This window comes from Streptomyces sp. NPDC016845 (assembly GCF_044332585.1).
GTDB lineage: Bacteria > Actinomycetota > Actinomycetes > Streptomycetales > Streptomycetaceae > Streptomyces.
On sequence record NZ_JBIRPI010000045.1, the window covers coordinates 1 to 22155 of the forward strand.

The 22155-nt window shown below is 70.5% G+C and carries 21 protein-coding genes and 1 tRNA gene; 9 read left to right on the forward strand and 13 right to left on the reverse strand.

What is annotated here, in order from left to right; all coding sequences use genetic code 11:
- Nucleotides 1–189: 189 nt before the first annotated feature.
- From ACH4RC_RS41120 to ACH4RC_RS41145, 6 genes are all read left to right on the forward strand, one after another.
- A complete protein-coding gene (locus tag ACH4RC_RS41120) occupies nucleotides 190–1209 on the forward strand; it encodes an ABC transporter ATP-binding protein (protein WP_398209969.1) in 1020 nt (339 codons plus the stop codon).
- The gene (locus ACH4RC_RS41125) at nucleotides 1199–2101 is read left to right on the forward strand and encodes an ABC transporter permease (protein ID WP_398209925.1); all 903 of its coding nucleotides are present in this window, start codon (nucleotides 1199–1201) and stop codon (nucleotides 2099–2101) included. The genes ACH4RC_RS41120 and ACH4RC_RS41125 overlap by 11 nt, the downstream gene beginning before the upstream one ends.
- Nucleotides 2098–3009, forward strand: coding sequence for an ABC transporter ATP-binding protein (locus ACH4RC_RS41130; RefSeq protein WP_398209927.1), 912 nt, complete (start codon nucleotides 2098–2100; stop codon nucleotides 3007–3009). Before ACH4RC_RS41125 ends, ACH4RC_RS41130 begins: the two co-directional genes overlap by 4 nt.
- A 9-nt stretch (nucleotides 3010–3018) precedes the next feature.
- Nucleotides 3019–3738, forward strand: coding sequence for an ABC transporter permease (locus ACH4RC_RS41135; protein WP_398209929.1), 720 nt, complete (start codon nucleotides 3019–3021; stop codon nucleotides 3736–3738).
- A 108-nt stretch (nucleotides 3739–3846) separates the two neighbouring features.
- The gene (locus ACH4RC_RS41140; RefSeq protein WP_398209931.1) at nucleotides 3847–4086 is read left to right on the forward strand and encodes a hypothetical protein; all 240 of its coding nucleotides are present in this window, start codon (nucleotides 3847–3849) and stop codon (nucleotides 4084–4086) included.
- Nucleotides 4087–4364: 278 nt separating this feature from the next.
- Nucleotides 4365–4455, forward strand: a tRNA-Ser gene (locus ACH4RC_RS41145).
- Between the two features lie 42 nt (nucleotides 4456–4497).
- Here the strand turns inward: ACH4RC_RS41145 and ACH4RC_RS41150 are convergent.
- The 9 genes from ACH4RC_RS41150 to ACH4RC_RS41190 all read right to left on the reverse strand — a co-directional run bounded on the left by ACH4RC_RS41150 (nucleotide 4498) and on the right by ACH4RC_RS41190 (nucleotide 14494).
- A complete protein-coding gene (locus ACH4RC_RS41150) occupies nucleotides 4498–5319 on the reverse strand; it encodes an HAD family hydrolase (RefSeq protein ID WP_398209933.1) in 822 nt (273 codons plus the stop codon).
- 24 nt (nucleotides 5320–5343) lie between these two features.
- Nucleotides 5344–6615: a serine--tRNA ligase gene (gene serS, locus ACH4RC_RS41155; protein ID WP_398209935.1), complete on the reverse strand. Its 1272-nt coding sequence runs from the start codon at nucleotides 6613–6615 to the stop codon at nucleotides 5344–5346.
- A 634-nt stretch (nucleotides 6616–7249) separates the two neighbouring features.
- Nucleotides 7250–8182, reverse strand: a complete 933-nt coding sequence (gene pheA / locus ACH4RC_RS41160; protein WP_398209938.1) for a prephenate dehydratase — start codon at nucleotides 8180–8182, stop codon at nucleotides 7250–7252.
- Nucleotides 8183–8247: 65 nt separating this feature from the next.
- Entirely contained in the window at nucleotides 8248–9534 is a 1287-nt protein-coding gene (gene efeB / locus ACH4RC_RS41165; protein ID WP_398209940.1) for an iron uptake transporter deferrochelatase/peroxidase subunit, read from the reverse strand.
- A 6-nt stretch (nucleotides 9535–9540) separates the two neighbouring features.
- Nucleotides 9541–11526 (reverse strand): copper resistance CopC/CopD family protein, encoded by a 1986-nt coding sequence (locus ACH4RC_RS41170; protein ID WP_398209942.1) that lies wholly within the window; start codon nucleotides 11524–11526, stop codon nucleotides 9541–9543.
- Between the two features lie 16 nt (nucleotides 11527–11542).
- A complete protein-coding gene (locus ACH4RC_RS41175; RefSeq protein ID WP_398209945.1) occupies nucleotides 11543–12019 on the reverse strand; it encodes a copper chaperone PCu(A)C in 477 nt (158 codons plus the stop codon).
- Nucleotides 12016–12681 carry an SCO family protein gene (locus tag ACH4RC_RS41180; protein ID WP_398209947.1) on the reverse strand — a complete coding sequence of 222 codons (666 nt, stop codon included), beginning with the start codon at nucleotides 12679–12681 and terminating at the stop codon, nucleotides 12016–12018. Before ACH4RC_RS41180 ends, ACH4RC_RS41175 begins: the two co-directional genes overlap by 4 nt.
- 90 nt (nucleotides 12682–12771) lie before the next feature.
- Nucleotides 12772–13521 carry a YcnI family protein gene (locus tag ACH4RC_RS41185; protein ID WP_398209948.1) on the reverse strand — a complete coding sequence of 250 codons (750 nt, stop codon included), beginning with the start codon at nucleotides 13519–13521 and terminating at the stop codon, nucleotides 12772–12774.
- Nucleotides 13522–13690: 169 nt separating this feature from the next.
- The gene (locus ACH4RC_RS41190; protein ID WP_398209950.1) at nucleotides 13691–14494 is read right to left on the reverse strand and encodes a hypothetical protein; all 804 of its coding nucleotides are present in this window, start codon (nucleotides 14492–14494) and stop codon (nucleotides 13691–13693) included.
- Between the two features lie 191 nt (nucleotides 14495–14685).
- Between ACH4RC_RS41190 and ACH4RC_RS41195 the strand changes: the two genes are divergently transcribed.
- A complete protein-coding gene (locus ACH4RC_RS41195) occupies nucleotides 14686–15141 on the forward strand; it encodes an ATP-binding protein (RefSeq protein WP_398209952.1) in 456 nt (151 codons plus the stop codon).
- A gap of 15 nt (nucleotides 15142–15156) precedes the next feature.
- Here the strand turns inward: ACH4RC_RS41195 and ACH4RC_RS41200 are convergent, their stop codons facing one another.
- The 3 genes from ACH4RC_RS41200 to ACH4RC_RS41210 all read right to left on the reverse strand — a co-directional run bounded on the left by ACH4RC_RS41200 (nucleotide 15157) and on the right by ACH4RC_RS41210 (nucleotide 18871).
- Entirely contained in the window at nucleotides 15157–15474 is a 318-nt protein-coding gene (locus tag ACH4RC_RS41200) for a hypothetical protein (protein ID WP_398209955.1), read from the reverse strand.
- A 272-nt stretch (nucleotides 15475–15746) separates the two neighbouring features.
- On the reverse strand, nucleotides 15747–17219 hold the full coding sequence (locus tag ACH4RC_RS41205; protein ID WP_398209958.1) for an aminopeptidase P family protein: 1473 nt from the start codon (nucleotides 17217–17219) through the stop codon (nucleotides 15747–15749).
- A 143-nt stretch (nucleotides 17220–17362) separates the two neighbouring features.
- On the reverse strand, nucleotides 17363–18871 hold the full coding sequence (locus ACH4RC_RS41210; RefSeq protein WP_398209972.1) for a PP2C family protein-serine/threonine phosphatase: 1509 nt from the start codon (nucleotides 18869–18871) through the stop codon (nucleotides 17363–17365).
- A 508-nt stretch (nucleotides 18872–19379) separates the two neighbouring features.
- Here ACH4RC_RS41210 and ACH4RC_RS41215 point away from each other — a divergent pair.
- Nucleotides 19380–20075 carry a bifunctional DNA primase/polymerase gene (locus ACH4RC_RS41215; RefSeq protein ID WP_398209961.1) on the forward strand — a complete coding sequence of 232 codons (696 nt, stop codon included), beginning with the start codon at nucleotides 19380–19382 and terminating at the stop codon, nucleotides 20073–20075.
- Nucleotides 20076–20131: 56 nt separating this feature from the next.
- Entirely contained in the window at nucleotides 20132–20830 is a 699-nt protein-coding gene (locus ACH4RC_RS41220; RefSeq protein ID WP_398209964.1) for a hypothetical protein, read from the forward strand.
- 215 nt (nucleotides 20831–21045) lie between these two features.
- On the opposite strand, the gene ACH4RC_RS41225 is transcribed toward ACH4RC_RS41220, so the two are convergent.
- Nucleotides 21046–22008 carry a DUF5926 family protein gene (locus ACH4RC_RS41225; protein ID WP_398209966.1) on the reverse strand — a complete coding sequence of 321 codons (963 nt, stop codon included), beginning with the start codon at nucleotides 22006–22008 and terminating at the stop codon, nucleotides 21046–21048.
- Nucleotides 22009–22155: the final 147 nt, after the last annotated feature.

Sequence of the window (22155 nt, forward strand, 5' to 3'; positions counted from 1 at the left end):
GAACACCACCATTGGCCCCAGCCCACCCGCGGCGGCGTCCAAGCCGTCCGTATCCAACGACCCCAACCCGCGAATCCGTAAAACAACGGCATTGCCCCTAGGGACCCGTAATACTCAGGTCTCATAAAAGGTCGACCCTCTGGTCTGACGATTCCGTGTGGCCCGCGCCACTACGGTCGAACCGTGACTGTGATCGCGACCGAAAGCCTGAGCAAGCGGTTCCCCCGGGTGACCGCGCTCGACGGGCTGACCATGGATATCGGGCCCGGGGTGACCGGACTCGTCGGAGCCAATGGCGCCGGCAAGTCCACGATGATCAAAATCCTCCTCGGCCTCTCCCCCGCCTCGGAGGGCCGTGCAGAAGTGCTCGGACTCGACGTCGCCACCAAGGGCGGTGAGATCCGCGAGCGCGTGGGATACATGCCCGAGCACGACTGCCTGCCACCCGACGTCTCGGCCACCGAGTTCGTCGTCCACATGGCACGCATGTCGGGGCTCCCGCCCACCGCCGCCCGCGAGCGCACCGCCGACACCCTGCGCCACGTCGGCCTGTACGAGGAGCGCTACCGCCCCATCGGTGGCTACTCGACGGGCATGAAGCAGCGGGTGAAGCTGGCCCAAGCCCTCGTCCACGACCCGCAGCTGGTCTTCCTGGACGAGCCGACGAACGGCCTGGACCCGGTCGGCCGCGACGACATGCTGGACCTCATCCGCCGCGTCCACACCGACTTCGGCATCTCGGTGCTGGTCACTTCGCACCTGCTCGGCGAGCTCGAGCGCACCTGCGACCACGTCGTCGTCATCGACGGCGGCAAGCTGCTGCGCTCCAGCTCCACCACCGACTTCACGCAGAACACGGCGACGCTCGCGATCGAGGTCACCGACAGCGACGAACACCCCGACGGGACCAAAGCGCTGCGCGAGGCGTTCGCCCGGCGCGGCATCGAGACGACCACCGGCGGCGAGCTGCCCGGCGCGGGCCACACCGTCCTGCTCACCGCCCAGGGCGAGGAGACGTACGACATCGTGCGCGACGTCGTCGCCGACCTCGGCCTCGGCCTGGTCCGCATGGAACAGCGCAGGCACCACATCGCGGAGGTCTTCCGCCCCCAGGACGAGGCCCACCGGGAGCAGCCCTCCGAGCGTGCCGCCGCCTGGGCGGCCACGGCCGCCGCACAGCAGACGGGAGGCTCGCGCGATGACCACTGAGCCCATGGCCACGGACCGTGCGTCCAGCCAGATCCACAACATCGGCTATCGCCACTACGACGGCCCGCGTCTCGGCCGCGCGTACGCCCGCCGCTCGTTGTTCTCGCAGAGCCTGCGCGGGGCGTACGGACTCGGCCGCTCGGCCAAGTCCAAAGTGCTGCCGATGCTGCTCTTCGTCGTGATGTGCGTCCCCGCGCTGATCATGGTCGCGGTCGCCGTCACCACCAAGGCGAAGGATCTCCCCGTCGAGTACACGCGCTACGCGATCATCCTCCAGGCGGTGATCGGCCTCTACGTGGCGTCGCAGGCGCCTCAGGCCGTCTCCCGCGACCTGCGCTTCAAATCGGTGCCGCTGTACTTCTCGCGCCCCATCGAGCGCGTGGACTACGTGGTCGCCAAGTACGCCGCCATGACGTCGGCCCTGTTCGTCCTCACGGCCGCCCCGCTGCTCGTCCTCTACGTAGGCTCTCTGCTCGCCAAGCTGGACTTCTCCGAGCAGACCAAGGGATTCGCCCAGGGACTGGTCTCCGTGGCCCTGCTGTCGCTGCTCTTCGCCGGGATAGGGCTCGTGGTCTCCGCCGTCACACCGCGCCGCGGCTTCGGCATCGCCGCCGTCATCGCCGTCCTGACCATCTCCTATGGAGCGGTCTCCACGGTCCAGGCGATCGCCGACACCCAGGGCAACGGGAGCGCGGTGTCCTGGCTCGGCCTGTTCTCGCCGATCACGCTCATCGACGGCGTACAGACCGCCTTCCTGGGCGCCACCTCAGCCTTCCCCGGCGCCGACGGCCCCGGCACGGGCCAGGGCGTGGTCTATCTGCTCGTCGTACTCGGGCTCATCGCCGGCTCCTACGGGCTGCTGATGCGCCGCTACCGGAAGGTCGGACTGTGACCGCGATCAACATCGACCACGTCTCGCGCTGGTTCGGCAACGTCGTGGCCGTCAACGACGTCACGATGACGATCGGCCCCGGCGTGACCGGCCTCCTCGGCCCGAACGGTGCGGGAAAGTCCACGCTCATCAACATGATGGGCGGCTTCCTGGCCCCGTCGAACGGATCGGTGACCCTCGACGGGCAGCCGATCTGGCGCAACGAACAGATCTACCGGCACATCGGCATCGTCCCCGAGCGTGAGGCGATGTACGACTTCCTCACAGGCGAGGAATTCGTCGTGGCCAACGCCGAGTTGCACGGCCTCGGCAAGAAGGAGGCCCAGCGGGCGCTCGCCACGGTCGAGATGGAGTACGCGCAGGACCGCAAGATCTCTACGTACTCCAAGGGCATGCGGCAGCGCGTGAAGATGGCCTCCGCGCTCGTCCACGAGCCGTCCGTGCTGCTTCTGGACGAACCGTTCAACGGCATGGACCCGCGCCAGCGCATGCAGCTCATGGACCTCCTGCGGCGCATGGGGGACGAGGGGCGCACCGTGCTCTTCTCCTCCCACATCCTCGAAGAGGTCGAGCAGCTCGCCTCGCACATCGAAGTGATCGTCGCCGGACGCCACGCGGCCAGCGGTGACTTCCGCAAGATCCGCCGCCTGATGACCGACCGCCCCCACCGCTACCTGATCCGCTCCAGCGACGACCGTGCCCTGGCCGCCGCGCTGATCGCGGACCCGTCGACGGCGGGCATCGAGGTCGACCTGAAGGAAGGCGCGCTGCGCATCCAGGCCGTCGACTTCGGCCGGTTCACCACCCTGCTGCCGAAGGTCGCGCGGGCGCACGGCATCCGCCTGCTCACGGTCTCGCCGTCCGACGAGTCCCTCGAGTCCGTCTTCTCGTATCTCGTCGCGGCGTAGGAGGCCCTGATGTACGACCCCACTGTCGCCCGGCTCACCTACCGGGCCCTGCTCGGCCGACGCCGCGCCCTCATCCTCTTCGCGCTGCCTGTACTACTCGTCGTGATCTCCGCGCTGGTGCGCGGCCTCACGGGGGCGGACGACCAGACCGCGTCCGACGTCCTCGGCGGCTTCGCGCTCGCCACGATGGTGCCGCTCATCGGCGTCATCGCGGGTACCGGCGCCATCGGCCCCGAGATCGACGACGGGTCGGTGGTCTATCTCCTGTCCAAGCCGGTCAAACGCCCCACGATCATTCTGACGAAGCTCATCGTGGCGATCGCGGTGACCATGGTCTTCTCGGCCGTCCCGACGCTGATCGCGGGTCTGATCCTGAACGGGAACGGGCAGCAGATCGCCGTCGCCTACACCATCGCCGCCCTGGTGGCCTCCATCGCGTACGCCGCGATCTTCCTGCTCCTGGGCACGGTGACCCGGCACGCCGTCGTGTTCGGCCTGGTCTACGCCCTCGTATGGGAGGCGCTCTTCGGCTCCCTGGTCGCCGGGGCCCGCACGCTCAGCGTGCAGCAGTGGTCCCTCGCGGTCGCCCACAAGGTGTCCGGGGGCGACCTCATCACCTCGGACGTGGGCCTGCCGCTCGCCACGGTGCTCCTTGCGGGCGTGACTGTGGTGGCGACCTGGTACGCGGGCCAGCGACTGCGGTCGCTGAAGCTGGCGGGGGAGGAGTAGGACCCGGGCCGTCCTGGCTCCGCGCCCTTCTTCATGCCGCCTTCACCCTCCCATCGGGACACTGGTGGGAGGGTGCGCGGTCCGACAGCCACCCGAGGAGGGTCGACGATGGCCAAGAAGCCGACCGGTGACGGGGCCCGGCCCGGCCCGGGCGACGCCTGGGACGGCGTGGTCCTGGACGCCGACTTCATACGCGCCGCCGAGACGGCCGAACCGTCCGCCCGGGCCCGCATGCTCGCCGCGCGGTGGCGCGACGGCGGCCCGGACCCACAGCCGTGGCGTTCGGACGAGCCGCCCGCCGGGTGGTTCTTCAGCAAGGTGAGGCGCCGCAGGTGGCGTCGGCGATGACCGCGTGAGCGCCCGCGATTAATTCGGTGGCGGTGAACTCGGCCCCGGGGCACAGTAGTTGTCGTAACACCGCATCACACCGCGCCGGGGCCCACCGGCGCCCACCCGCCGGGAGAGGAGCGCGACGATGTCTGTCAGTAGTCCGTCGAGCTCCCTGCGGGGCAGCCCGAGGCAGGCTCCGGAGTAGTCATTGCACTCCGTCGAGGTCCGCCCAGGGGTGCTGCCCGGGGCGGCCGCTTCGAGCGCGTGCCCTCCGCGGCACGCGGGCCGCCCCTCCCGGAGGATTGGCCGAGTGGTAAGGCAGCGGCCCGCTAAGCCGTCGTCGGGGCTGACCGCCCCGCGCGCGTTCGATCCGCGCATCCTCCGCCACAGCGACGCGGCGCTGATGTCAGCGCCGGTCCCTCTGCTGGTTCAGCCCAGCAACCGCTCGAGCACGACCGCGATCCCGTCGTCCTGGTTCGACGCGGTCACCTCGTCGGCGACTTCCTTGAGGCTCTCGTGCGCGTTGGCCATCGCCACGCCGTGAGCCGCCCACGCGAACATCGGGATGTCGTTGGGCATGTCGCCGAAGGCGATCGTGTCGACGGCCTTCACGCCGAGACGGCGGGCGGCCAGCGAGAGCCCCGTCGCCTTCGAAAGGCCGAGCGGCAGCAGTTCCACGATGCCCTCGCCCGCCATCGTGACGCCCACCAGATCGCCGGCGACGGTGCGCGCCGCCTCTGCGAGCTGGTCGTCGCTGAGCTTCGGGTGCTGCACATAGACCTTGTTGAGCGGCGCGGCCCACAGCTCGGCGACGTCCGTGAACGGCGTCGCGGGCAGGCCGCCGCCCTCGTGGTAGCCGGGGCCGACGATGACCTCGCCGTCGAGCCCGTCACGGCTCGCGGCGAGCGCCAGTGGACCGATCTCCGCCTCGATCTTGGCGAGCGCCAGCCCGGCGAGCTGCCGGTCGAGCGTCACCGACGTGAGGAGGCGGTGCTCCCCCGCGTGATAGACCTGCGCGCCCTGGCCGCACACCGCGATCCCGTCGTAGCCCAGGTCGTCGAGGATGTGGCGGGTCCAGGGCACGGCCCGGCCGGTCACGATGATGTGCGCGGCACCCGCCGCCGTGACAGCGGCGAGTGCGTCCCGCGTCCGCCCGGAGACCGTGTCGTCGGAGCGCAGCAACGTTCCGTCGAGATCGGTCGCGACGAGCTTGTACGGGAAGGCGGGGGCGAGGGGAGCGGGGTGGCTCACTGGGGGATCGGCTCCAGGCTGCGGTTACTTGGGGTCAAGAGTGGTTCGGCCCCCGAGGTACGGCCGGAGCATCTCGGGCACGCGCACGGAGCCGTCGGCCTGCTGGTGGTTCTCCAGGAGGGCGACGATCGTGCGGGGCACCGCGCAGAGCGTGCCGTTCAGGGTCGCGAGCGGCTGCACCTTCTTGCCGTCGCGCATGCGGACCGACAGGCGGCGCGCCTGGAAGCCGTCGCAGTTCGACGCGGAGGTCAGCTCGCGGTACTTGCCCTGCGTCGGGATCCACGCCTCGCAGTCGAACTTGCGCGAGGCGGAGGAGCCGAGGTCACCGGTGGCGACGTCGATCACCTGGAAGGGCAGCTCGAGGCCGGTCAGCCACTGCTTCTCCCAGTCCAGGAGGCGCTGGTGCTCGTTCTGCGCGTCGTCGGGGTGGACGTACGAGAACATCTCGACCTTGTCGAACTGGTGCACGCGGAAGATGCCACGGGTGTCCTTGCCGTACGTGCCCGCCTCGCGGCGGAAGCAGGGGGAGAACCCGGCGTAGCGCATCGGCAGCTGGTCCGCGTCGAGGATCTCGTCCATGTGGTACGCGGCGAGCGGGACCTCGGAGGTGCCGACCAGGTAGTAGTCGTCCTTCTCCAGGTGGTACACGTTCTCCGCGGCCTGGCCGAGGAAGCCTGTGCCCTCCATGGCGCGCGGGCGCACCAGGGCCGGGGTCAGCATCGGCGTGAAGCCGGCTTCGGTGGCCTGCGCGATCGCCGCGTTGACGAGCGCGAGCTCCAGAAGGGCGCCGACGCCCGTCAGGTAGTAGAAGCGCGAGCCGGAGACCTTCGCGCCGCGCTCGACGTCGATGGCGCCGAGCGCCTCGCCGAGCTCCAGGTGGTCCTTGGGCTCGAAGCCCTCGGCGCCGAAGTCGCGGATCGTGCCGTGCGTCTCCAGGACGACGAAGTCCTCCTCGCCGCCGCGCGGGACGTCGGGGTGCACGACGTTGCCCAGCTGGAGGGCGAGACGCTGGGTCTCCTCCTCGGCGTCACGCTGGTCGGCCTCGGCGGCCTTCACACGCGCCTTGAGGCCCTCGGCCTGCTGGAGCAGCTCCGCGCGCTCCTCGGGCGTGGCCTTGCCCATGAGCTTGCCGAGCGACTTCTGCTCGGAGCGGAGTTCGTCGAAGCGGAGCCCGGACGACCTGCGCCGCTCGTCGGCGGACAGGACGGAGTCGACGAGCGCGACGTCCTCTCCACGGGCGCGCTGGGAGGCGCGAACACGGTCGGGGTCCTCACGGAGCAGGCGAAGGTCAATCACCCCTCCAGGCTACCGGTGCGGGGTTCCGGCTCTCGACCCGATATCCATTGCGCCGCTTTATGGCCGATTTGCTGTGAAATGGAGTAGTGGCGGAGCGTGGCCGAAAAAGGATCAGGCCGGGCCGCTCGTGACGCACGTAGAGCTCGCGCCGGGCGCGCGTCAATGGAAAAGCCCGTTTTCCCCGAAAGGGCCAGATCTGGGCTGGAGTCTTGACTCGAAACCCTTGCGCCGGAGGGGACTTGAGGCTCGGTTGTCCACAAGCGTGCGATCCGCCGAAGAGTTGTCCACAGGCTGTGAGAAAGATCTGTGGATGTCGGAGGGGGTGTTCCGGAAGCCGTATCCATCGCGCACGATTCTCGGATCAAACCTGCTCCATACTCACTTTCGGGTGGAAATTCTTCACTCCAAAGAGTTGATCGAAGGAAAAGGATGGACGCGGTGCGATGAGGGGTGACGTAGGGGGCTGTGGACGCACTTGGGGCCTGTAGACCGATTTGTCGACCATGTCGCGTCTTGCTGTCGACTTATCCCCACGTCGAGAAGGACCCTGTGGATAACTCTTGTGGACGAAGAAAATCCGCTGGTCGGACCGGGGGCGAGGGTGTGTGGAAAGCCGGGACCGGCTACAGGTGGCTCAGAACCGGCCGTCCTGGCAGCGTGTCAGCCAGTCGGACGCAGTCACGAATGCGTCATCCGACGTACCCGACCGAAGAGGCCGTACGTCCTCGACGGCGACGCCGGCCCTCGGGTACGAGCCCAGGTAGCGGACCTGCGGGCACTCCCGCTTGAGGCCCATCAGCGCCTCCGCCACCCTGCGGTCCGAGATGTGGCCCTCCGCGTCGATGGCGAAGCAGTAGTCGCCGATGCCCTTACCCGTGGGCCGCGACTGCAACAGCATCAGGTTGACCCCGCGGATCGCGAACTGCTGGAGCAGCTCCATGAGCGTGCCAGGGCGGTCGTCACGCTGCCAGATGACCACCGAGGTCTTGTCCGCGCCGGTCGGCGCCGCGGGCCGGGCGGGCCTGCCTACCAGGACGAACCGGGTCTGCGCGTTCTGCGCGTCGTGGATCTCGGTGACCAGGGGCTCGAGCCCGTAGCGCGCGGCCGCGAACTCCCCGGCGAAGGCGGCGTCGTAGCGGCCCTCCCGGACGAGGCGGGCGCCGTCCGCGTTCGACGCGGAGGACTCCCAGGTCACGTCCGGCAGATGGGTCTTCATCCAGTTGCGGACCTGCGTCTGTGCGGCCGGGTGCGCGGTGACGGTCTTGATGTCGCCGAGCTTGGTGCCGGGCCGTACGAGCAGCGCGAAGGCGATGTCGAGCAGCACCTCGCGGTAGATCATCAGCGGCGGGCCCGCGACCAGCTCGTCGAGGGTCGTGGTGATGCCGCCCTCGACGGAGTTCTCGATCGGCACGAACGCGGCCTCGACCTCGCCGTTGCGGACGGCGTCGAGCGCCGCCGGCACGGACACCATCGACACGAGTTCGCGGGTGGCAGCCTCCGGGAGCGTGCGCAGGGCGACTTCGGTGAAGGTGCCCTCGGGGCCGAGATACGCGTAGCTGGCTGGCATGAGGTCACCCTAATGGGCCCTGCGCGGCCCGGCTCACGGACGCATCACAGGCCACACCCGCCCCCTCACCCCTCGAGCAGCTCCTGCCCCACGTATCCGCCCTTCTCGGCCCCGCCCGGCACCGCGAACAGGCCGCTCGCCTCGTGGCGGATGAACTGCGACAAGGCGTCGCCGCGGTCGAGCTTGCGCTGGACGGGGACGAAGCCGCGCAGCGGGTCCGCCTGCCAGCAGATGAAGAGCAGGCCCGCGTCCGGGGCGCCGTCCGTGTCGAACCCGTCGTGGAAGGAGAACGGGCGGCGCAGCATCGCCGCACCGCCGTTCTGATCGGGCCGGGTGATGCGGGCGTGGGCATTGAGAGGGACGACGAGGTCGCCGGCGGCGTCCGTCTTCTCCAGATCCGGTTCGGTCGTCTCGTCGCCACCGGTCAGCGGGGCACCGGTCGACTTCTTGCGCCCGATCACGCTCTCCTGCGCCGCCGTCGACTGCTTCTCCCAGTCGTCGAGGAGCATCCGGATCCGCCGTACGACGACGTACGAGCCGTTCGCCATCCACGCGGGGGAGCTCGATGAGCCCGAGCCCGGCACGAAGATCCGCTTGTCGAAGTCGGCGTCGGCGGGCTTGGGGTTGTTGGTGCCGTCTATCTGCCCCATCAGGTTGCGGGTCGTCAGGGGACGGGCGGTGGCCCCGGGCGAGCGGTTGAAGCCGTTCATCTGCCAGCGCACCTTCGCCGCCTTGCCCGCGTCCTTCTGGAGCGCGCGCAGGGCGTGGAAGGCGACGAGGGAGTCGTTGGCGCCGATCTGCACCCATAGATCGCCGTTGCTGCGGGCCTTGTCGAGATGGTCGGAGAAGAAGTCCGGCAGCGGGTCCAGGGCGGTCGGGCGCTGCTTCTCCAACCCCGTACGGGAGAAGAAGCTGTGCCCGAAGCCGAAGGTGACGGTGAGCGAGGACGGTCCGGCGTCGCGGGCGACGTCGGTGTCGTCGCTCGCCGCCGCCTCGCCCGCCATCAGCCGCTCGGCAGTTGCCGACCAGCGGCGCAGCAGAGCGGTGGCCTCCTTGCGGCCCGCCCCCGCGGCCAGGTCGAAGGCGACGAGATGGCCGCGGGCCTGCAGCGGGGTGGTGATGCCGGGCTGATGTTTCCCGTGAAACATCACCTCGTCCGCGCCCAGCGACGTCAGCGCGGTCGACTGCTCGGGCGTGTTCGACGCTGCCACGGCGTACCCCGCGCCCGCGCCGACGGCGCCGAGGGCGACGCCGGTGGCGCCCGCCGTCCCGATGAGCCGGCGCCGGGTGATGCCTTCGGACGCCGTCGCGGCCTGCGTCTGCGAGGCCGTACGGCTTTCGGTGTCCGCCATGGTGGTTCAGCCGATCTTCGCGTTCTTGGTGACGGTCACTTGGTCGATGTCAGAGGTGCGCACGGTCACCGCGATCTTCCAGTCGCCCGCGCCGGGGATCTGTACGTTGTTCGCCGTCCAGTGTCCCGTGGCGATGCGATCGGGAACCACGGGCAGCGGGCCGATCTTCTTCGCCTCCAGGGTGAAGGAGATCTTCACCTCGGGGACGTCGAAGGCCTTGCCGCCGGGTCGCTGGACGTAGAGATGCATCTCGTTGGTACCGGTGCGGCCGGGGTCCAGATCGAGCAGGACCGTGCCCTTGCCGTCGGCGCCGCCGGTGTCGAACGGCAGCTTCAGCGAGAGCGGCTCGGACCGGACCTGCGCGCTGGAGGTGGCGGAGGTGGCCTCCTCCTCCGTGCGGCCGGGTTCGGTCGTGGTCAGCATGGTGGTGACGGCGAGCAGGACGACCGCGACGCCCGCCTCGGCGAGGACCGAGCGGCGCAGGCCGAAGCGGTGCGGGTCGGCGTCGCGCGTGCGCTTGGCGCGGGCGGTGGCGACGGCGGCCCGCTGGCGGGCGAGCTGCGCGGCGCGCTCGGGGTCCCGCCCGGCCTGCCCCTCCTTCTCCGTGCCGTCTTCCTCGGAGTCGGCGCCCTTCTCAGCACCGCTGCCGCCGACCGCGACCCTGCTCTTTTTCTCGGAGGCGCGCTGCTGCCCCACCGACGCGACGGCGGCCTCGGTCTCCCCGGCGTCCTCCGTGGTCAGCTGCTCAGAAAGTCGGCCCGTCCACCGCCGGGAGAACCAGGCGATGCCGACGAGGACGGCGACGAGGCCGACCTTGATCAGCAGCAGCACCCCGTAGCGCGTCCCGGTCAGCGCGGACCAGGAACCGACCTGCCGCCACGACTGGTAGAGCCCGGTCGCGGCGAGCGTGACGACGCTGATGAACGCCGCTCGGGAGTAGCGCCGTACCGCGGACGCCTCGATGGAGGGCGCCCGGTACAACGCGGTGAGCAGGGCCGTCAGGCCGCCGAGCCAGGCGGCGACGGCCAGCAGGTGCAGGATGTCGACGGGCATGGCGAGACCGGCCTGGATGCCGGTCGAGGCGTGCTCGGCCATGGCCCAGGTCGCGGCGAGCCCTGCCGCGACGACGGCGCCGCCGACGGAGAGTCCGAAGGTGAGGTCCCTGACCTCCTTCTTGTCGCCGTCCTCGGCCCGCTTCACGTATGCCCCGAAGAGGACGGCGATGAAGAGGGCGGCCGCCGCGAGGAGCAGGAGGCGCGAGGTGAGGGCCGCGCCGGACTTCGTCTGCAGCACCTGCCCGAGCAGCGTCATGTCGAAGATGTCGCCGACCTTGCCGGAGCCGGTGTACGAGCCGCGCATCAGCAGCAGGGCAAGCGTGGCCGCGGTGAGCGCGGTCCAGCCGCTGACGACGACGCGCTGCACGGGCTTGATCCCGGCGCCGCGCGGCCAGCAGCCGAGCACGAACGCGGCGCCGCCCACGAGCAGGATGAAGCCCGCGTAGGAGACGTACCGCGCGATGCCGTAGAGGGCGCCGACGACGCCGCCGCCCGCGTTCTGGTCGGCGACGACCGCGGTGGTCTTGGAGGGTGCCCCGATGGAGAAGGTGAAGGCGCCGGAGACAGGGTGGCTGTCGGCGGAGACGACCTGGTAGGCGACGGTGAAGGTGCCGTCGGGCAGGCCTGCGTGGAGCCCCACGGTGTACGTCGTCCCGCCTGGGTGGCCGGCCTTGCCGCTGTCGACGCGCTTGCCCGCGGGGTCGAGGACGCGCACCGAGCCGCCCGACATGGCGACATCCTCGGAGAAGGTCAGGGAGACCTGCTTGGGCGCCGTCTCGACCACCGCTCCCTGCTGCGGATCGCTCCCGGTCAGCGCGGCGTGCGCGGACGCGGGCGCGGCACCGGCCAGGAGCGCGCCGGTGACGGCGAGGAACAGCAGCACCAGATACCGGAAGCGTGGCGCCGGGTGCCGGAGACGGGGAGCGATGGTCTTCACGTACGGGTCAGCCCCTTCAATGAGAAGCGTGCGACGACGTGTCCGACGCCGGGTTGTAGGTGGCGGCCTTCACCGGGAAGGAGACGGTGACGGTCCCCGCCTTGTCGAAGCGCAGCTTCACCGTCACCTTGTCCCCTTCCTTCGGCTTCCGCTTCAGGTTTTCGAACATGAGGTGATTGCCGCCTCGTTCGAAGTCCAGCTCGCCATTGGCGGGGACGGCGAAGGAGTCCTGCTCCTTCATCACGCCGTCCTTGGTGCTGTGCAGGGTGACCTGACCGGCGATGTCGCTGCTGACGGAGGAGAGGGTGTCGGCGCCGCCGCCGTTGCGTACGAGGAAGAACCCGGCGGCCATGTCATCGGAGGCGGGCTCGGGGATGAACGCGCCCTCCACCTTCAGTTCCGGTGTGTCACCGGAACTGTCGGACCCGCAGGCGGTCAGTGCGAGCGCACAGGCAAGGACTATGGCGCCCGCGGCCACGGGAGCGCGCCTCACGGTGTCGCCCCCTTGATGATCTTGGGGAGGTCCTTGGTGTAGTCGTCGACCGTGGCGTCCTCGCCGTAGAGGACATAACCGGCGTTCGTCTTCGGCGAGAAGGCGATGACCTGTGTCCCGTGCATCGACACGAGCTTGCCGTTCTTGTCCTTGCTGGTCGGCTCGATGGAGATGCCGAGCGTGCGGGCGCTGCCCTGGATGGTGGCGAAGTCGCCGGTCAGGCCGATGAAGTCGGGGTCCTGCGCCTTGAGCCACTTGCCGAGCACGGCCGGGGTGTCCCGGTCGGGGTCGGTGGTGACGAAGACGACCTGGAGCTTGTCCTGCTCGGACTTGGGCAGCGCCTTCTTGGCGACGGCGATGTTGCTCATCGTCAGCGGGCAGACGTCGGGGCAGTGCGTGTAGCCGAAGTAGATCAGCGTCGGCTTGTTCTCGGTCTGCTCGCGCAGGTCCCACTTCTTGCCGTGGGTGTCGGTGAGGACCAGGTCCGGCTTCTTGAAGGGCTGGTCGAGGACGGTCGCGGCCTTCTTCGTACCGGCCTCGGTCGAGACGTCGGCCACGGACTTGCCGCTGTCGTCGCCGCTGCCGCAGGCCGACAGGGAGAGGGAGGCCGCCAAGGCCAGTCCGGCGGCGGCGAGCAACTTCTTGTTCTTGATCGTATTCATGGTCGTGCGCATAGAGGAATGTCCCGGATCTGAAGGGGGCGGCGGGAGCCGGGGCCGCCCACCGCGGCCCCGGCACCCGTCACGGGTGGCTCAGCTGGTGGTGCGGCGACGGCCCGCCAGGACGCCGAACGCCACACCGGCGGCGCCGATGACGATGCCGACGATGCCGAGGACGCGGGCGGTGGTATCGCTGTCGGAGCTGTCGGACGACGTGCTGGAGGCCGCCGTGGCCTCCTTGTCGTCATCGGCCTTGTCGGCCGAGGCGCCGGACGTTCCGTGCTCGTCGTCGTCGGCGGCCGTCAGCGCGAGCACGGGCGCCGGGTTCTCCGGCTCCTCCTGGCCCTCCTGCTGCGGCTCGATCCAGCGCACGACCTCCTTGTTGTCGTACGTCTGGATCGCCTTGAAGACGAGCTCGTCGGCGTCGGTCGGCAGGGCGCCGATCGAGACCGGGAACTTCTGGAAGTAGCCGGGCTGGACGCCCTTGTCGGCGCCGGACCCGGTCGCCGTCCAGGTGACCTTGGAGACCGCCTCGGTGATCTTCTCGCCGTGCATCTCCAGCGGCTTGTCGAGCTTGGACTTGGTGACCTCGGACTTCCAGCCCGGCATCGGCTGCGGCATCACCGAGGCGAGCGGGTGGTCGGTCGGGAAGTTGACCTCGAGCTTGACCGTCGCGGCGTCGTCACGCTCGTTCGGCACCTTGAAGTCGACCACGGCGTAGCCGCCCTTGGCGGCGGCGCCCTCCGGCTGCACGCTCACGTGCGCGAAGGCGGGGGCGGAGACGAGGACGACGGAGGAGACGGCGGCGGCACCGACGAGAGCGGCGCGGGACATCTTCTTCATGACTGAGTGAACTCCACGTTTCGGCGGGATCCAGCGAAGGGTGAGGGGCGCGTCCCGCTCCACCGCGCGCCGTTGCGGCGCGGTGGAGACACGGGTACGCGCGCGTGCCGCACAGCACTCCTCACCCCACGCGGGACCACACGGGTCGCGCGGGAGTACGGATGCTGTGTCAGGCAGCGAGAAGGAACGTGTCGCCACCGGCCGGCGGCCCGCGCCGGATCACGGAGTGCTGAAGCGCCGCCGTTCGCAGGGCGGGCAGTGCCGGGAACCCGGCATGCGGCGCGCGCGGCAGCGCCCCGAGCGCGCCGAGGGGGCCCGCCCGCAGAGCCCGTACGAGCGCGAGCGCACCCCGCAGGGAACGCACGAGCGCCCCTTCCGCGACCTGCTGCGCCGACACCTTCGAGAGCCGCACGATGCGGCTCAGGGCGAGATCGCCGCGGCGCAGCAGCCACCCGGCGCCGACCGCGGCGAGGAGGTGCCCGATGAGCATCGGCAGGGACGGCAGCAGCGGCATGGAGGAGCCTGCCGTGACCGCCATGTCGTGGTGCATCCCCCCGGTGGCGTCCGACGGGACGCGCGCCTGGTCGAGGATGCGCTGTGCCTGTACCGGGCTGAGCGCCGAGGCACCGGCCCCGCACATCAGGTGCGCGGCCTGCTCCACCACGGAGAGCCGTGACCCGCTCGTGCCCGTCGCGTCGTGCTGACCGAGCCCGAACAAGGTGTGCAGGCCGATCTGCCCGATCCCCAGCGTGACGGCGATGCCGGGCAGCGACCGTTCGCGCCCGGCCAGCGGCGCGGCCACGCAGAACGCCGTGAGGAAGCCGAGCGACAGCGTCCACAGCGGTACGGTGGCGGTCGATCCGAGCACGTGCCCCGCCGCGGACAGCACGACGCAGACCGCGGCGAACACCGCGGCCCTCAGCAGCCGGAGACCGGCCGCGCTGCGCGTCCTGCGCGGGTGGGGGGCAGACATGGCGTGGTCATCATCCCACTGGCCTTACCCGTCCCATACGGCAGGTCCGCAAGGTCGTAAATCTCCCTTACCGCTACGAGTGCCCCGCTCGCGTCGGCCATATGGGCGGTCTCACGACAACTGCGCGATTGCGCGGGACCGGCGCTGGCAATACGTATCGGTATGTCGAGCCGCGGCCAGGAGGCTGGAGCATGAGCATCTGGTGGTCCCTCCATCTGCGGCGCGAGGCTGCGAGCGTGCCGCTCGCCAGACGCCTTCTTGTCGGCACCATGGAGACCGCGGGCGTCGACCCGGAGGTCCTCTACGACCTGTCGGTCGCCCTCAGCGAGGCGTGTGCGAACGCGGTCGAGCACGGTGGCCCCCACTCCGCCGGCGACTCCTCGGGCGCGTACCGGGTCACCGCTTATCTGGACGGCGAGAAGTGCCGCATCGAGGTCGCCGACTCGGGGCCTGGCATGCCCCCGCTCAGGGGCCGTACGACACCGCGTCAGGCGCCCGACGACGCCGAGCACGGCCGGGGCCTCGGCCTCATCCATGAACTCGCCGACCACGTGGACGTCGCCACCAAGCCCGGCGGACCGGGCACGGTGGTCAGCTTCGACAGGCTTCTCAAGTGGCGCGAGGACACCCCGCTCATGGCGGTGTGAACCCGCGCCACCCTGTCACTGGAAACGGGCGACGGCCGTCATGGTCGGCCGCACGTTCCGCAGGGCGGGCACCTTCCCGAGCAGCGGTGCGAGCGTCCCGTAGTACATGCCGCGCCTTCGCGGCAGCGGCAGTTCCCGTACGTCGCTGATGGCAGGGTGCGCGGTGCGGATCTTGTGCAGCTCCCCCGCGTTGAGTCCCCACGGCATCGGCGGCGTGCTGTACCCCTGCTTCGTACGCATCCGCCCGGTCGTCGTGTGCTCGCTGAACCAGCGCGGCACCGCGTCGGAGACCAGGGCCCCGCCGCCGAACCGCTCGGCGCAGCCCGCGATCAACTCCCGCAGCCACCGAGCCCGCCCGTTGTCGACCCGCCAGAACTGTGTCTCCAGTCCCTCGGCGAGCGTGACGACCGTGCCGCCGGGTGCGTGGCCAGGAAGGCGCGTACGGCGTCGTCGAAGCTCCGTACGCGCAGCGCCTGGCCCTGCGCCAGCAACGCCTCGGGCACGCCGCTCAGTTCGGCTGACGGCACACCAGGTCTCCTCCGCACGAAAAGGCGGGGCCGTGTGTCCACAGCCCCGCCTCCGAATGCACCGCTATAAGCCGAGAATCAGCCCTTCAAACCTGCCATCCAGGCCTCGACCTCGTCGGCCCGGCGCGGCAGCCCGTCCGACATGTTCCGGTTGCCGTCCTCGGTGACGAGGATGTCGTCCTCGATCCGGACGCCGATGCCGCGGTACTCCTCGGGCACGGTCAGGTCGTCGGCCTGGAAGTACAGACCCGGCTCGACGGTGAGGACCATGCCGGGCTCCAGCGTGCCGTCCACGTACGCCTCGGTCCGCGCGACCGCGCAGTCGTGGACGTCCATGCCGAGCATGTGCCCGGTGCCGTGCAGGGTCCACCGGCGCTGAAGCCCCAGCTCCAGGACGCGCTCGACCGGGCCATCGACCAGGCCCCACTCGACGAGCTTCTCGGCGAGCACGCGCTGCGAGGCGTCGTGGAAGTCGCGGTACTTGCCGCCCGGCTTGACGGCCGCGATACCGGCCTCCTGGGCCTCGTACACGGCGTCGTAGATCTTGCGCTGGATGTCGCTGTACGTGCCGTTGATCGGAAGCGTGCGCGTGACGTCGGCGGTGTAGTACGTGTGCGTCTCCACACCGGCGTCGAGCAGCAGCAGGTCGCCGGAGCGGACCGGGCCGTCGTTGCGTACCCAGTGCAGCGTGCAGGCGTGCGGGCCCGCCGCGCAGATGGAGCCGTAGCCGATGTCGTTGCCCTCGACACGCGCGCGAAGGAAGAACGTGCCCTCGATGTAGCGCTCGCTCGTCGCCTCGGCCTTGTCGAGGACCTTCACGACGTCCTCGAAGCCGCGCACGGTCGAATCGACGGCCTTCTGCAGCTCACCGATCTCGAACGCGTCCTTCACGATCCGCGCCTCGGAGAGGAACGTCTTCAGCTCGTCGTCGCGCTCGGCGGTGACCTTGTCGGTCAGAGCGGCCTCGATGCCGGTGTCGTAGCCGCGCACCACGCGCACAGGACCGGTGGCCTCGCGCAGCGTGTCGGCGAGTTCGCGCACGTCACTGGCAGGGATGCCGTAGAGCTTCTCGGCCTCGGTCAGGGAGTGCCGGCGGCCGACCCACAGCTCGCCCTGGCCGTCGAGCCAGAACTCGCCGTTCTCCCGGTCGGAGCGCGGCAGCAGGTAGATCGTCGCCTGGTGGCCGTCGGTGGTCGGCTCCAGGACGAGGACGCCGTCCTCGGTCTGGTTGCCGGTGAGGTACGCGTACTCGACCGAGGCGCGGAAGGCGTACTCGGTGTCGTTCGAGCGGGTCTTGAGGTTGCCCGCGGGCACGACGATGCGCTCGCCCGGGAAGCGGGCGGACAGGGCGGTGCGGCGGGCGGCCGTCTCGGCGGCCTGCTCGATCGGCCGCAGGTCGTGCAGCTCGGTGTCGGCCCAGCCGGACTTCATGTTCTCGGCGAGCTCGTCGGAGACACCGGGGTAGAGGCCGTTCTTGCGCTGCTTGATGGGCTCGTCGCCCTCGGGGGCCTCCATGATCTCCGGGTTCTCCGGGGTGAGCTCCTCCGACACGGTTCCTCCTCGACGCGGGTCCGTTGACGACCGGGGTATGGCCTGGGGTGATGGCCATGTATGGCAGTGGACCCCCTCCATCGTACGAGCGTACGGAAGGGGGTCCAGGGCCGGAGGGCCTCTTACCGAGCGTGCGGGGGCGCCTACGCGAAACGCGCCGCGAGCAGTACCACGTCCTCGTCGCTGTCGACCGCGTCGAGGCCGTCCGGGAGCATCGTGTGCAGCACATGGTCGGCGAGGGCTTCGGGGTCCTCGCGGAGCGCCTTGGGGACGCCCGCGGCGGCCGCGTGCAGCCGGCTGAAGGCGCGGTCCATGGGGTCACCGGTGCGGTGCAGGAGGCCGTCCGTGTAGAGCAGCACCGTCTCGCCCGGCTCCGGCGCGATCTCCACGCTCGGCGCCTCCCAGCAGGCGAGCATGCCCAGGGGCGCGGACAGCGTCGTCTCCGCGAACTCGGTGCGGCGCTCCCCGATCACCAGGGGCGGGCTGTGCCCGGCGCCCGCCAGGACGAGCTTGCGCTGCGCGGGCTCGCAGTACGCGAACAGGGCGGTCGCGCTGCGCGCCGGCTCGGTGAGACGCAACAGGAGCTCGAGGTCGGACAGGACGGCGACCGGGTCCTCCCCCTCCATCACCGCGTACGCCCGCAAGGAGGCGCGCAGGCGGCCCATGGCGGCGACCGCGCTCGCGCCGGAGCCCGTGACCGAACCGACAGCAAGGCCGAGCGCCCCCTCGGGCAGCGGCAGTGCGTCGTACCAGTCACCACCGCCGCGCGGCCCGGTGCGGTGCCGTACGGCGAGCTGGACGCCCGGGATCCGGGGCAGCCGCGCGGGCAGCAGTTCGTCGGAGAGCGTGCGCGACCACGCGCGCGTGCGCTCGGTGTCGAGCAGGCGGGCCAGGTGCTCGGTGGCGTAGCGCGCGTACAGGCCGATGAGGTGGCGCCGGCGTTCGGTGGGTGCGGCGGGCTCGTCGTAGAACCAGACGGCCGCGCCGAGCCGGCCCGCGGCGTCGGTGGCGAGCGGTAGTGCGTAGCTCGCGGCGCAGCCGAGGCGCGCGGCGACCTCGCGCAGGCGGGGGTCGAGCCCGTCCTCCGCGAACAGGTCGGCACGGGCCTCGTCCTGTGTGCTGAACCCGTCGAGGATGCGCCCGTACGAGGTCGCGCCGCGCGGCACCGTCTCGAGGTGGCCGAGGTCGGGGCGGGTCAGGCCGAGGCCGACGGTGGTGTCGGGGCCCAGACCGTCGCCCGGCTCCAGGACGGCCAGGCCGCGCCGGGCGCCCACCAGGACGGCTCCGGCGCGCAGGAGCTCGTGGAGTGCCTCGTCGAGTGCGCCGGTGCGAGCCAGTCGCTCGGTGAGTTCGTGCAGCGTCGTGAGGTCGGAGACCCAGCCGGCGAGCCGGTCCTGGATCACGGCTCCTGGGGCGGGGGGTACGGCAGCGACGGGTGCCACCGCGGGTGCGGGCGCGACAGTGTGGGCAGGAGGGGGAACCTGTCCAGGAGAGGAATCGATTCCGGCCACTTTCGGCAGACGCGGGGTTGTCATGGCTTCCGGCTTTCCGACCGGCGCGTATTGCTCAATAGCATCGCAAACCCCCATGTTGTTCTGCGCCGCCAGCAATGTCTCCACATCTACACGCACTGGAGAGGGGATGTCCAGCATTGTCCTGCGGGGATTCCCGGTGTCCCTGGTGGTCATGTGGTTTCTGCGATATTGAGATCTCGGTTCTCCCTCATGATCAATTCGCGATCGAGATCGTTCCAAGTTGGCCAGAAACCGACTCGGTGAACAGCGTGCTGAGGTCGACTGGCATCGTTCGACGGAGCGTCATAGCGGTCATGGTGGGTACGTACTCGGTGAAGACCAGGGGCAGTTGGGATCCACCCGGAACCTGGTGCCGGACCCGGGCGTCATAGCCATCGACGACCGAGCCCCATCCTCCCGTGGGGGAGGCGCCGAAAAGTACGCGGGACGGCGAAACGCCAGGCGCCGCCACCCCACGCCAGGCTTATGAAGGACCCAGCAGGCGCTCGGACTATAGGGGTTGTCCCCGGGCCGGCAGCCACGGCTGAGGTCAAGCGCTCCAGCACGTACGCACGGTGACTGTTCGACACATGTTGTGATGTGGCCCACAGCGTTCTCTTCGGTCAACGGAAAGGAACGAGCGCTCATGCGCGAGATCCCCGGAAGGCGACGCAGGATCCTGTCCAGGCGGGACAGCGGGAAGTCTGACCTGACCAGCGCGGCCCTCACGTTCGCGACGGCGTGGCAGTGGCCGGTGCTGCCGGGCATAGCTCTCGCGGCGGCGGGACGCCGCGACGGCGTCCGGTGCGCATGCCCCGACCCTGAGTGCACGGTGCCCGGCGCCCACCCGTTCGATCCGGGACTGCTCACAGCGACGACCGACGAGCGCATGGTGCGCTGGTGGTGGAGCAACCGGCCCGATGCCCCTGTCATCCTCGCCACCGGCGCCTCGTCCGGGACGGCCGGAGGGCGCGCGCCGTGCGCCGTGAGCCTGCCCGCTGTCGCGGGCGCCCGCGCGCTGGCGGCGCTCGACCGCGCCGATGTCCGGCTCGGCCCGGTGATCGCCACCCCGGAACGGATTGCGATCCTCGTCGCGCCCTACTCCCTGGAACAGCTCGGCGAACTGCTCTACGCGCAGGACTTCGTGCCCGGCTCCCTGCGGTTCCACGGAGAGGGCGGCTACCTCGCCCTGCCACCGTCCGTCACGGGCGCGGGCCAGGTCCGCTGGGAGCGCGCACCCCTGCCCGGCTCGGCGGCGCCCTGGACACCCGACGTGGAGGCCGTGGTCGACGCGGTCGTGGAGGCGCTCACTCGTACGGGTGTGAGCGCGCCCGAGTTGTAGCGGTATCGGGCGCGCTGCGGACCACCGTGTCGGGTGTGCGCCGCTATGTTCGGCGCATGCCTGCCGCGCCCCCGCCCCTGAAGAGTCCCGAGGCTCAGTGCGAGCGCGCACAGGAGAAACCCGCGTCGCGCCTCCGTCTGTTCGGGCTCGTCGCCGGAGTGGTGCTCATCGCCGCACTGCCCTTGGCGGGCGCTTCTGCGGGGCCCCCGGACGGCAGGCCGGAGCGGCCGGCCGCGCCCAAGGCGGAGTCCGTACCGAAGGCCGAGTCCGCGCCGGACGGCGCGGCGGACAAGGTGGACGACAAGGCGGGCCCCGTGGCGAGTGCCACCCCGGCGCACGGTCCTGCCGACGAAAAGCCCGGTGACGAGGCCGGCCACCCGGCCTCCCCCCTGCTGACCGGCCTTGGTATGGCCGCCGCCGCGCAATGCGGCCCGCAGCTGACTTCGCCTGAGGGCATCGAGGCGCAGACCTGCGTGCTGCGCCAGGCGAAGGAGACCTGGGCGCGCACCTACTACCGGAACACGACGGGCGAGGGCCTCAGCGCCGTACTGACCCTGATGGCGCCCGATGGACGTACGGTGCGGATCACCTGCGCGGTGGGCGCCGAGGACGAGCCGGGGATGTGCGAGACGCCGCGCGGACCGACCCGGGCCGAGCCCGCGCGGTACGCCGCGGTGGCGGAGTACGCGGCCGACGGCGAGGGCCCGCTGCTGCTCCGGTCCGGAACCAACTCGGCGCCCGCATACGGACGTTGAGGTTCCCCGGCCGGGCGCGGGTATGAAAGCGCCCGGTTGCTGGCGACGGGGGATGCACCAGCAACCGGGCTACTTGAACGGTAACAAGAGATCGGCAGTTTACAAATTCGATCTCTTCTATTCGGACATGGATTTACCTGCAACTACCGGGAGTTGTGACCGGAGTCACCCATTCCGGTGAGGCCCGTCCCATGGTCCGAACCGGGCCCCGCGCGTCAGCTCAGCGTCACCTGTCGGTTGGTGAGGCCCCCGCGCGCGCGGCGCTCGTCCGCCGTCAGCGGCGCGTCCGTGGCCAGGGCGTCGGCCAGCCGCTCGGCGAACTCGGCGGCCGGCTTCTCGACGTCCTCCGCCTTCACCGAGCTCGGCAGGTCCCACACCGGAACCGTCAGGCCGTGCGCCCGGAACGAACCGACGAGACGCGTGCCCTCGCCGAGCGAGGACGAGCCGGCCGCGTGCAGGCGCGCGAGCGCGTCGAGGAGCTTCTCCTCGGGGTGCGGCATGACCCAGCGCAGGTGGTTCTTGTCCGGGGTCTCGCACCAGTAGGCGCTGTCCACGCCGGTGAGCTTGACGGTCGGGATCGCCGCGGCGTTGGCCCGCTCCAGGGAGGCGCCGACCTCGCCCGACGCGTTCTCCGAGTCCGGGACCCAGAACTCGAAGCCCGAGTGCACGACCGGCTCGAAAGCGCCGTTCGCGTCGAGCAGGTCCTGCAGCCGCGGACCGTCGGCGGGCGCGCGGCGCGCCTGTACGGGGTTGCCGGGCTCGGTCGTCAGCGCGCGCTGCAGGGTGTCCGCCAGGTCGCGGCTGATGTCGCCCGACGGCGTGTCGTTCTGCAGACCCAGCAGGACCGAGCCGTCGTCACGGCGCAGCGCGGGCCACGCCATGGGCAGCACGGTCGCGAGGGTGACCGACGGAACACCCTCGGGCAGGGCGTCTTTCAGGGGCAGCTCGACCGTCGCCGCGGGCACCAGCTCGCGCAGCGCGACCCAGTCGCCCTCGCCCGGCAGGCCCTCGAAGGGGCGCTGCACCAACTCGGTCACCGCGTGGGCGGCGTCCCGGCCGTGGCAGGCCTTGTAGCGGCGGCCGCTGCCGCAGGGGCAGGGCTCGCGGGCACCGACGACCGGGATCTCTCCACTGGTGACTTGCGGCTTGCCCTTGGTCTGCGGGCGCTTCTTGGCCATCTTGGACGTCTCCCGGATACGGCTTTCCTACGTACGGGCGCGAGCCTAGCCGCAATGCCGTTGGTTTAGCTTCGGCGTAGGCTTCTGCGTACTGCTCTCGGGGGTGGTGCCGGTGTCTGCGAGTGTGTCTGACTTATCGGGTCTGGG